The 12,538-nt window shown below is 33.8% G+C and carries 7 protein-coding genes; all 7 read right to left on the reverse strand.

From position 1 onward, the window contains the following. Positions 1-6: 6 nt before the first annotated feature. The gene (locus tag Z054_RS0115280) at positions 7-2,085 is read right to left on the reverse strand and encodes a response regulator (RefSeq protein ID WP_024770922.1); all 2,079 of its coding nucleotides are present in this window, start codon (positions 2,083-2,085) and stop codon (positions 7-9) included. 161 nt (positions 2,086-2,246) lie between these two features. Next, complete coding sequence (locus Z054_RS0115285) at positions 2,247-4,319, reverse strand: ATP-binding protein (protein WP_024770923.1); 2,073 nt, start codon at positions 4,317-4,319, stop codon at positions 2,247-2,249. 96 nt (positions 4,320-4,415) lie between these two features. Continuing rightward, the gene (locus tag Z054_RS0115290; RefSeq protein WP_024770924.1) at positions 4,416-5,426 is read right to left on the reverse strand and encodes a pirin family protein; all 1,011 of its coding nucleotides are present in this window, start codon (positions 5,424-5,426) and stop codon (positions 4,416-4,418) included. Positions 5,427-5,429: 3 nt separating this feature from the next. Then, positions 5,430-6,926 (reverse strand): S10 family peptidase, encoded by a 1,497-nt coding sequence (locus tag Z054_RS0115295; RefSeq protein WP_024770925.1) that lies wholly within the window; start codon positions 6,924-6,926, stop codon positions 5,430-5,432. A 25-nt stretch (positions 6,927-6,951) separates the two neighbouring features. Further along, a complete protein-coding gene (locus Z054_RS0115300) occupies positions 6,952-8,328 on the reverse strand; it encodes an amidohydrolase family protein (protein ID WP_024770926.1) in 1,377 nt (458 codons plus the stop codon). 57 nt (positions 8,329-8,385) lie between these two features. Beyond that, positions 8,386-11,694: an amidohydrolase family protein gene (locus tag Z054_RS0115305; RefSeq protein WP_024770927.1), complete on the reverse strand. Its 3,309-nt coding sequence runs from the start codon at positions 11,692-11,694 to the stop codon at positions 8,386-8,388. 176 nt (positions 11,695-11,870) lie between these two features. Further along, positions 11,871-12,446 carry a YdeI/OmpD-associated family protein gene (locus tag Z054_RS0115310; protein ID WP_024770928.1) on the reverse strand — a complete coding sequence of 192 codons (576 nt, stop codon included), beginning with the start codon at positions 12,444-12,446 and terminating at the stop codon, positions 11,871-11,873. Positions 12,447-12,538 lie beyond the last annotated feature (92 nt).

Genomic DNA, 12,538 nt, shown 5'->3' on the forward strand with positions numbered 1-12,538 from the left:
TAAATTTTAAGTAAATTTTGATTTTGAAAATACTGAAAAGTATTTATTGATAATAGGTTTCAGTATTTTTCTATCTACAGGTTTAGAAACAAAATCATCACAACCTGCATCTAATGCTTTTTGGATATCTTCTTCTGTAGAGTATGCTGTTTGTGCTACTATGGGTAATCCGGGTCTCATCTTTTTTATCTTTCTTGTAGCTGTGTAACCATCCATTACGGGCATTCTTATATCCATGAGAATTAAATCGATATGGTCATTTTTTTTGCAAATCTCTACTGCTTTCTTTCCATTTTCTGCACGATGAATTACAAATTTATATCCTTTCATTTTTAATAATATCGTTTTAAGGAATAAAAAATTCACATCACCGTCTTCTACAATTAAAATAACCTGTTTTATGGGAATGTCTGGAGCCTTTTCTTTATTCGAGGGAATATCAGGTGTAAGAGGATTAACAATAGGATGGTATGGTACTGTTAATGTAAATATAGAACCTTTATTAACCATTGAAACAAAAGTAACATTACCTCCAATTAATTTGGCATTTTTCTGAGCAATTGATAAGCCCAACCCAAGGCCATCATAGCTTTTTGTAACTTCTTTCTCAGACTGTGAGAAGTTTCTAAATATTAACTCCTGATCTTCGGGTTTGATACCTATTCCTGTATCTATTATCGTAATTACCAGAGAACTATTTTCAATTTCACTAGAAATTTCGATCATACCTTTGGCTGTAAATTTGATTGCATTATCAATAAGATTTTGTAGAATCTTATGGATTTTTAACTTATCCATAAGTATGATGCCCTGATCATCGGTCAATTTATTATTGAGGTATATTGCAATATTTTTGCTAATCGCTTTACTCTGAAAATCGGAAAATAGTGTTTTTAATGTTTCGTTAATATTTATTTCTTCAAAACGAACTTCGACCTGATTCGTCTCTAATTTTGAGATTTCGATGATATCATCGATAATATTGATTAATTGATTGCTACTATTTATAATAATTTTTGAATATTCTTTTTGTTGATCCGGTGTGATTTGTGGATCATTAAGTAATTCAGAAAAGCCAATAATACCATTCATAGGAGTACGTACTTCATGAGAAATATTGTGAATAAATGCAGTTTTTAATTTATTACTCTCTTCAGCCCGTTCTTTAGCAATTTTTAATTCTTTTGTTTTTTGTTTGATTAAGTATTTAAGATATCTGTTAAGAAGAAGAATGACAACTAGCGACAGTAGAATAATCCCGGTAAGAGTAATCCAGAAGCTTGCCTTTTTATAAAAAGGAATAACGGTATGATATAACCAATTATCAAAAATGATTTCCTTTTCGCGATCAGTAATATTACCAGTAGTCTTAGAAATAATTTCGCTAAGCATAGTATTACTTTTTTGCACCGCGAGACTAGGAGAATATGTATATTGAGTTTCTGAAACAATTTTGAGATTATCTAGTTTTTCTGTTTTTATGAGGTAATTAGCTACTGCTTTTGGTCCTATATAAGCATGGTATTTTCCAGAACTAACTTTTTTCAAACAACTTAAATCGTCTATTTCTGTAGAAATGTTGAGGTCTTTCTCATATTCTTTCAAAATTTCATATATAGCATAATCTTTTGGAACCGTAATTATTTTATCATTATAGTCTTTTAGATCTGTTCCGTAATCGATGTTTTTTTGAGTTACAATAGTATGACTAGATTCAAAGAGTTGTGAGTAGAAATTAAGATAAGCATCCCTTTTATTAGTTTGTTGAATTTCTAAAATGATTTCAATTTTGTTATTTTTTGCATCATTTAGAAGTTGTTCCCAATTGGTATATAGTTTTCGTTGAAATTTATGACCTATTTTCTTTTCGATAAGAGAGAGGTAATCAATTAAGATACCATCTATTTCTTCATTTTCATTAATGAATTGATATGGAGCATAATATGGAAAAAGCCCGACAGATATACTATCATTGTTTTGTAACCAATCTTTCTCTTTGTCACTTAGAATTGTAGATTTTGAACAAGAAAAAGATCCTATCCATATACTAAAAGAACAGAAAATATATAGTAATTTTTTTGCCATAGCTTTTTACTAGTTATCCCTTACTTTTCTTGCTCCTTATTAATAAAGATACTATTTAATAGTAACACTTTCAAGAAACACCTGTCTTATTTATAGAACAAAGTGAATTAATATAAATTCATAATTCATAAATTTTTATATCCCAAAGAATTGTATTTATTTTAAAAAGAGTATACGGATAAATACTTGTGAATTACTTTTTTCAAAATTTCTGGATCAACTGGTTTTGCAATAAAATCATCGCATCCAGCGGCAAAAACATTTAGTATATCTTCTTTGTTAGCATACGCTGTTTGTGCAATCACAGGTAGTTCTGGATGTAATTTCTTTATAAGTACTGTAGCATCATATCCATCCATTTCGGGCATCTTCATATCCATAAATACCAGACTAATAGAATTGTTTTCTTTAATAAATGTTACTGCTTCTTTTCCATCTTTAGCGCGGTGAATGGTAAAGTGATAGTTTTCTATTTTTAGTAAAATTGTTTTAAGAACCAAAAAATTAACGTCACCATCTTCTGCAATCAGGATAGAATGCTGGTTGGTTTTTGCTTCTTTAGATAATGTAGTCGATATTGCATTAAGAGGATTGGTTACCAGAATAGGATGATAAGGTAATACGATTCTAAATGTAGATCCTTTGTCAGGAATAGAGGAAAAAGATAACTCACCTTTCATTAAGTTTGTATACTCTTTGGCTATGGTAAGTCCTAACCCTAATCCTCCATATTTTCTTGAAATTTGATTTTCTGATTGAGAAAACCTTTTAAATATAAGCTGTTGATTCTTGGGGTTAATTCCAATTCCCGAGTCTCGTACATTAATAATCAAATGATCTGTTTGTACCATAACCGAAATAAGTACAGCTCCTCTTTTGGTATATTTTACCGCATTTTTAACGAGACTATTTATAATTTTGATAAGTTTAGATCTATCAATAAGCACATAGCGTTGATCATCTAACAGGTTATTATTAAGTATAAGTGAGATTCCTTTTTTCTTTGCTTTTATTTCGAAAGTCGAAAAAACAATGTCAAAAACTTCGTAAAGATCGGTTTCTTCCTGGATAAGAATAACTTGCCCAGTTTGTAGTTTCGAAATTTCAAGTATGTTATCCATACTATCAATTAATTGTTTACTGCTTTTAACTATAATTTTGGTGTATTTTGCTTTTTGATTATCTGTTGTATTCGATTCTTTAAGAAGTCTAGAAAAACCAATGATACCATTCATTGGTGTTCGGATTTCATGTGATATATTATGGATAAATGCTGTTTTTAATTGATTATCCTTTTCGGCATTATCCTTTGCTATTCTTAGTGCTTTTGTCTTGTGTTTTACGATGTATCCTAAATAAAAGTTGATTCCTAAAACAATGAGCAGGCCCAATAATATAAAAAGGACTAAAGGAATCAAAAAATTGGGATTTTTATAAAATGGTATTGTTTTAATGTAAAGCCAGTTTTCTACAATATTTTGTTTTTCGCTATCAGAAATATTGCTAATAGTTTTTTGAATGATTTTATTTAAAACAGTATTGTCTTTATCAACAGCAATACTAGGAATGTAAGAATATTTAGTTTCGGCTATGATTTTAAGATTGTCGAAGTTTTTGGATTTTATTAAAAAATTTGCCACGGTTTTTGGGCCAAAATATGCATTGTGCTCTCCTATCTGCACCTTTTGTAGAGCGATACTTTCGTTGAGGTAGGTTTTAAGTTTAATTTCGGGATGTTTTTTTCTTAAGTATTCTTCTGAGGAGTACCCAAGGGGAACAGTTATGGTTTTGGTACTAAAATCTTTTAAAGTAAGTCCATCGGGAGTATCTTTTGAAGCTACAAGAACAAAAGGAGTGTCAAAGAATTCGGTATAAAAGTTTAGATATTGACTACGATCCCAGGTTTGTTGAGCTTCCAGAATCATATCAATCTTTTTACTTTTGGCATCCTTAACCAGTTCGGACCAATCAGAATAATACCTTCTTTTAAATTTATGATCTATTTTATCCTCAATCAGGTTAAAATATTCAATAAAAATACCTTCAATAGTAGTATGGTCATTTATGAATTGATATGGTGGGTAATACGGAAATAAAGCTATTGTAATAGAATCATTTTGTTTTAACCAATCCGCTTCAGCGTTCGTTAATATTTTTTCTTTTGAGCAAGAAAAAAATAGAATTGAACACAGAAAAAACGGGAGGAGTAAAAGAAACGTTTTTCGATTACGCATTTAAATCAAATCTTCTAAGGTGATGATAATGATATTGTTAATACATGTTAGAATTAAAGATAAGCATTATTTATTCAACTATTAAGATCGGATATATTACTTTTTTATTTCTGTACCATCAGGATATAAAGCAAACCTACCTTTAGAAGGAGAATGAACATGATCATAACTGTCCCAGGGCCAGCCTCCAAATTCTGTTTGTTGATACTCTTGTATAGCCTCTCTAATTTCTATCTGGCTATTCATAACAAATGGTCCATGTTTCACTACAGGTTCATTCATTGGTTTACCTTGCAATAATAATACATGGGCTTCTGTATTACCATTTTTTAAGATGAATTCCTGATCTGCATTTAGAATGATTTCATGATGTACAGGAATAGTATATCCTTCACTCGTAACTTCGGTTCCCTTAAAGAAATATAACGATCTGTTTATCCCTTTAGAAGCCGTAGGGAAGATAAACGTTGCATTAGGATCTATTTTGATAGTCCATATAGCGATTTCATTATTTGGATCTGCTGCCCAGGAATCAGGGGCTGGAGAGGGAGCTGTTATATCATCTAATTTTCCTGCAATTAAAGTAACCTCAGTTGCATACCCATGCTCATCTTGTTTCTTTATTTTAGGAACCTCTTCACTCCAGAGCATTTTAAAATGTGGCTCTACCATTTTTTTGTCTCTCGGAAGGTTAAGCCAAATCTGAAATAACAAAAACGGATTTTCTTTTTGGGTATGTAGCAAAGGAAACATTTCAGAATGTTGTACGCCTTTACCAGCGGTCATCCATTGTACATCACCATTACCAAAACGTCCTGCAGCTCCAAGTGAATCAGAATGATCCACCAATCCTTTTTGGGCAATTGTAACCGTTTCAAAACCACGATGAGGATGTGCAGGGAAACCAGGTATTTTGGTTCCATGATACATTCGCCACCCATCTTTAAGAGTAAAATCCTGACCGATATTACGGCCTTCTAGTGATGCATCGGGGCCTAATTTTCCGTTTCCTTTTGGATATTGATCCTCATGATAAGCACAGAATAAAAATGGATCGCTGGTTTCCCATGGAAAACCTAAAGGTTTGATTTTAATAATAGCAGCCATAATTTAATATTTTGATCCTTTATTTATATTGACTGATGATTTGGTAATAAATGTTCTGATATCATCATTGGCCTTAATAAGATCTTCATTACGAAGGTACATCATATGACCACTTCGATATCCTTTAAAACTTAGACGATCTTTAAGTTTTCCATTCGCGTTGAGTTGCCACATTACATATTTAGCATTAAAATAAGTAGTAGCACCATCATAATAACCCGATTGAATCATAGTGTGCAAGTTGGCGTTCATTGCCATGGCTTTTCTTAAGTTTTCACCGGTATTATTACCTTTGGTTCTATCCCAAGGTCTTACCGGGCCAAACATATTGTATTTTAAGTCGGTTTTAAATTTTAATTCCTGGCTATAGTAATAGTTGATAGCTGGTGTAAATGAATGAAGCCATGAAGTTAGCTCACTATTATAATCAGGATTATCTCCAGCATCCTTTATATCCATTCCTTTGTATCGAGAATCCAATCGGCCAATCGTATATCCTTCTTTATCTCGTAAAAGATCTTTCCAGAAATATGATTTTGGTACTTCAAGATTATGCTGTCGTATTGTTTTCTTAGAAAGTCCAGAGTAATAAGCCATCTTATTGATAACTTCTTCTTTTTTGGTAGTATCCAGATATCCGCTTTTTACAATTGCCGGAAGCAGTTCATTGATCGTATAGTTTTCTACTTCAAGAAGTACTTCGAGTAAATCTTTGTTCTGAAGCTCTGGAGGTAACATTTTATGATACCATGCTGCTGCTGCAAAATAGGGTAATCGGTTTGCTACTTCTACAGGGCCATCAAATTTAAAACCTATTTCTGTAGGAGAGACTAATATCACTCCATTAAGATACATCCACTGGCGATTTTGTAACTCAAGAGCCAGCCCAGAAACTCGTGTTGTTCCATAGCTTTCTCCGATAAGGTATTTTGGAGATCGCCAACGATTATTTCGGGTTACAAACGTATTGATCCAATCGGCTAAGTATTTTACATCTGCTTTTACCCCAAAGAATAACTTTTTATCAGGCATTTTTTCATCTTTTCCTGGGATCATTCTAGAATACCCTGTGTTTACAGGATTTACAAAAACAATATCTGCTACATCCAATACCGAATTAGGATTGGCTTTGATTCCATAAGGTTGTACAGGAAACCCTTCATTATCGATCTTAAGAATACGGGGACCTGTATAGGCAATATGCATCCAAACTGAAGCCGATCCGGGACCACCATTAAATGAAATGAGTAAAGGTCGGTTTTCATCATTTTTGATGTCAGATCTTTTGTAATAGGTATAACATAAAGAAGCTATAGGCGCTCCTGTTTCATCCCAAATCGGTTGAAATCCCACTGTTGCTTTGTATGCAACAGCCTTTCCTTTTATTGTAGTTGTATGATTTGTTACTATAGTGGTATCGATAGGAACTTTAACGTTTTGTGCTTCCGCGTAAAGCGAAATAACAAACATTGTAATGAATAAAGAAAATATATTTTTCATTTTTAAGGTATAGTAATTAGTATTTTTAATTTTTACTAGCATTCTGAGCAATTTCCTGCAATTTTTGATCTATGGTTTCTTTGGGCAACCATTGCCCTCTAATCAGTACACCAGAAACTTGTTTTAAGGCTTTACTATTTTCTAGTGGATTTGTATCCAGTATAACAATATCGGCATCTAATCCTTCTTTTATTTGTCCAAATGTATCTTCCTTACCAAAAAAGAGAGCAGGATTAATTGTCCCCGATTGCAGCACATCTAGCGGTGTTAACCCTGCTGTTATCATTCCGTCGATTTCGTGATGAATTGAGAATCCGGGAACATTAAATAATTGCGGAGCATCCGAACCTAATAATATTTGATGTCCATTATCGTGTAGTTTTTTAAGTAGCGTTCTTCTTATAGTATTAAATTGTTGCCATTGTTCTTTATTAAAACTAGGATTCTCTTCGGTATATTGACTTTTTCTTTGTTTCCAGTTTTGCAATGTAGAAGCGGGCATATATTTCATTTCATGACCTTTCAATAATTCATCAGCAGTTACAGGAGCAAACCATCTTTCAAATAAGCTTTGAGTAGGAACGATCCAGATATTATTGTCTTTTGCAAGCTGTACTAATTCATCAATTTTGGATTTATCTGCCAGCGGAGTGAAATTGTATCCAAAGAAGCCGTTATCTCCCGGGTTTACGTTTTCGGATTCGGGAACCAGTCCTTCTAAAAATCCATCGATATGATCAATAGAGGCGTATTTACTTTCTATAGCATGTCGTATACCAACATCAACAGGAACATGCCCAGAAAAAGGAATACCTACTTCGTTGGCAGTTTTTACCAATTGATCAAATACTTCTATTGTAATACCGGGATGGATTTTTAAGAAATCATAGCCTTCTTTTTGGTAAGCTGTTACTTTGGCAATGACTTCTTCTTTTGTTTTTACCGAATTTCCATTAAGAGATGGGCTAGAGGTAAAAATTCTAGGGCTTAAGATGTCACCTGTCTCCGCACGTTGTCTTAATTTTAAGTGAGAAGGATTACCAAGCATACCACGTATTGTTGTTATCCCATTAGAAAGATATAAAAACAAAACCTCCTCGATACGTTCTTTTGATGTCGAAGGTTGTGGTATATGAGCATGCATTTCTGCTAATCCAGGAATGATGTATTTTCCTTCTGCATTGATCTTTGTAGTATATCCTTCTGGGTTTTCTATAGTATTAGTAAGCCTTTTTATTTTTCCAGAATCGATTACAATTTGTTGTTTTTCGATAATAGTACCGTTACTTACATCTACAATATTAGCATCTGTAATCAAGATAGCAGTTTTACTAACTTGTTTTTGGGGTTGAGCACAAGATGTTACCAGTGCTGTAAGTAGTATGAAAAGATATGTTCTCATCACATGAGTTTTAAAATTTAGTTGTTGATCTTTTTAGTCCTTGCAAGAACCATAGATCTAATTATGTCCTAAATGACATCCACATCCTGGTTTCATAAAACTTTGTGCTTCTTTATGCCATGGGAAAGCTTGGCTATAATTAGCATTCTCCCACCAGAATTTAGTTCGTGTTTTGGTTGTATTACCAATCTCATTCATGGTATCGGTATCATATAATCGTCCGTTTACCATAGTATATTTTACAGTTTCTGTGTTTCTGATATTTTCTAAAGGATTTTTATCGAGAATGATAAGATCGGCTAGTTTTCCTTCTTTTAATGAACCAATATCATTTCCTGCACCAATATATTCTGCACCATTTAGTGTTGCTGCTCTTAATGCTTCCATATTGGTCATTCCTCCTTGTTGAAGCAACCATAACTCCCAATGTGCTCCCAGACCTTGTAATTGTCCATGCGCTCCCAGGTTTACTTTAACTCCTGCATCGGTTAGTGCTTTACATGTTTTTGAAACCAGAATATGTCCATTTTCATATTCTTCTTCAGGAACCATAGTTCTATGTCTTGCGCGAGCATCGATTATAGCTCTCGGGGTATATTTAAGCAATTTTTCATTTTCCCAGACCTTATCTTTTTGGTAGAAATAGTATTCTCCATTCATCCCACCGTAATTTACAATTAGTGTAGGAGTATATCCTGAATTACTGGTTTTCCAAAGTTCATTTACATCTTTATACACAGGAGCAACGGGAATATTATGTTCAACTCCTGTATGACCATCCATGATCATACTCATATTATGATAAAAAGTTGATCCTCCTTCGGGAACTACGTTGATTTGAAGTTCTCTTGCTGCCTGTATCACTTGCTGACGCTGATCTCTACGAGGTTGATTATAACTCTTAACGGATTTAGCACCAAATGCTTTGGTTCTTCTGATAGAAGATCGAGCATCTTCCAGCTTATTGACTACTGCTTTAAAGTCTCCATCTGCTCCGTATAGGATAATTCCCGTAGAGTAGAGGCGAGGCCCTACCATCTCACCACTTTTAATCATTTCAGACATGGTAAAAATAGATTCAGTATTAGCAGAAGGGTCGTGAGATGTGGTCACTCCAAAAGCTAGATTGGCATATAATTGCCAATGTTTTTGAGTCGTTAGACCGTATCTAAATCCTCCCACATGTGCGTGTGCATCTACAATACCAGGCATAATTGTCTTACCTTTTATATCATATACTTTAGCATCGCCAGGTACAGGTACTTCAGAAGTAGTTCCAATTTTTTCAATACGGTTATCTTTAATAATGATAGTTCCTTCTTCGATAACCTGATCGCCTTCCATCGTAATTATTCTGGCATTGGTAAATGCAATTCTACCTTGCGGCACATCTGTTTTTACTTCTAAACCAATTTTGATTCCTGTTGCCGTTACTTCTCCTACTTTTTCTGGAGAGTTAGGCAAAAATGTAAAGCGATCTTTAACCTCATTAGAGAAGTACTCATCCCCAAGAGTCCATATTACTTTTTTACTATCTCTGGACCAATGAAGATTGATCCCCGCGTCTTTAGAAATCTGAGATACCGGTACAGCTTTAGAGTTGTTATCCAAGTCTATTTCTTTACCATTAAGTAACAGCGGAGCAATAAATGCTTTGTGCAGATTGGTAAAAGCAATCCATTTATTATCGGGACTAGGTACTAATCGGTTGGCATATTTAGATTTTATATGTGTTTTTTTATCTTTTCCATTAAGGTCTACAGATTTTAACTCTTTAGTCAGATTTCCAAAATATGTACCTCCGGTTTGATAAAAGATACGCTTTCCGTCTTTAGAAAATATAGGGTACTCTCCTTCTTCTGTTAGTAGTTTAGTATTGCTACCAGAAGATGACATGGTATAAATACCAGTATTTTTGGTGAAACTTAGACCTTGATCACTGTTTCCATCTTCTTTTCTGAAAGTAATCAGATTATTTGCAGTATTAAATACCGGAGTTCTATAAATTCCTTTTTTTGTGGTTAGCTTGGTAGAAGTACCGCCTGAAGCAGGAATTTTATGTATTGCTCCCAGGTTTTCATCATTCCAGGTGACATATACGATATGTTGGCCATCTCTAGAGAAACTAGGCTCAAACTCAAAATCGACAGATTGAGTAGTAAGGCGTTGTGGTTTCCCTTTGGGTAGACTTTTACTCCATAAATGTCCAAGAGCACTAAATACTACTGTTTTACCATCTGGAGAAGTAACTACATTGCGAATTACTTTGGATGTAAACTTTTCGGGAGAAACAGGAGTATTAAAATGCAAGGTTTCTGCAATTTTGATGGTAGCATCTACTGTAAACGGAATATTGGTTACTTGTTGATTCTCTACATTAATTTTATTGATTTTTCCACCAGCCCAGAATATAACTTCGTTGTTATTAGGCATCCAGCTAAAATTGGGATATATCCCAAAAATAGCCCAGGCTTCTTGCTGATCTTTATTTAATTTATCATGGATTGGCCATTCTTCACCAGTTTCCAGATTATGAATATACAATACCGTTTTGGTACGAACCCTTTTTACAAAAGCAAGTTTTTTACCATCTCTGGATACTTGTGGTCGTGCTGCTCCTCCTGGTCCACCAGTAACAGTAACTGTTTTTCCGGTTTCGAATTCATATCTTTTAATGGCATAGATCTGTTTGTTTGGATCTTTATTATACTGAAAAAAACCACCGGGATACATATCTTCGGCATAGTACATATATTTACCATCTGGAGAAATATTAGGTTCATTAACATCCTGTTGGTCATTTTTTCTTTTGGTTAACTGTAACCCAGAGCCTCCTGTGATATGATACTGCCACATTTCACCAGCACCCAGAGAACGCTGAGAGGTAAAGTGTTTTCTTGCAACCAGATAATTGCCATCAGGCATCCAGGAAGCATTGTTTAATAATCTAAACTTTTCTTTAGTAATTTGTTTAGGATGACTACCATCACTATTCATTACCCAAATATTATCACCTCCACCGGCATCACTGGTGAAAGAGATTTTTTTACCATCAGGACTAAAACGAGGTTGTACCTCAAATGGAATTCCTGTCCGTAATACTTTAGCTTTTCCGCCAGAAACAGGGATACTATAGATATCTCCCAATAGGTCAAAAACAATAGTATTGCCATCAGGGCTAACATCCAGATTCATCCAGGTTCCCTGATCCGTTGTAAACGTATGATCTTTATAATTAAATTCCCCTTTGGGATTAGAAACATCCCATTTTTCTTCTTCCTTTTTATCTTTCTTGTTTTTTTGAGCTTGAGTATTGAAGATTAAGAATACCCCGATAATCAGAGTGGTAATAATGTGCTTGTGCATGATGAGTGATTTATATGATCCGAAAATAAGGATTTATCACACAAAATATCTTAAAGTGGTGTTAAGGGAGAAAGATGTTAATTTTGGAATATATTGATGTTAAATAAATTATCACTTATGAATAGTTTTTTTCTTTTTATTTAATGAAGTGCTTTTACACTATTTATAAAATTTTCTCACCAATTATCCCGGGACTTGATATTCGCTTCACAGAATTTAATGATTTCTACAATACGTTTATCACGGGTTTCCTGTCGTTTGGCTTGATAAATCCAGTAGAGGTAGCTCTTACGGTAACCTTGTGCAAAGTTTTGGTAGTTTTCAAAAGCTAGAGGGTTTTGATTAAATGCATGCTGTAAATCTTTGGGAATGATCCCATTTTCTACATCATCAAGAGCAATCCATGAACCATTCTTTTTAGCTACTTCGATACTCATCAAACCACTATGATGCATAAGATCATTTTTAATAAGATCTGTGATATGAGTTTTATTGACTTTACTCCAAACACTTTTGGACCTACGAGGGCAGAAATATTGCCTACGACGCTGATCATCTAGCCTTTTTACGGTAGAATCTATCCAACCGTAACATAATGCTACTTTTACAGCTTCTTCCCATCGCATACTAGGTTGTTTGCTTTCTACTTTGTAAAGTATAAGGTATACTCCTTGAGATTGGTTGTGATTCTCATGAAGCCAGGAACGCCATTCCTGATCATTTTTAAAGTATAATTCGGGTTTGTCAGACATAAAAAAACACCTTGATAAAATTATGTTTTCAAGGTAGTAATTTTTTGGAATACAATATATATTCAAAATATAATCAGATTCCTTTTTGATGA

Origin of the sequence: Aquimarina macrocephali JAMB N27 (assembly GCF_000520995.1) — a bacterium.
GTDB lineage: Bacteria > Bacteroidota > Bacteroidia > Flavobacteriales > Flavobacteriaceae > Aquimarina > Aquimarina macrocephali.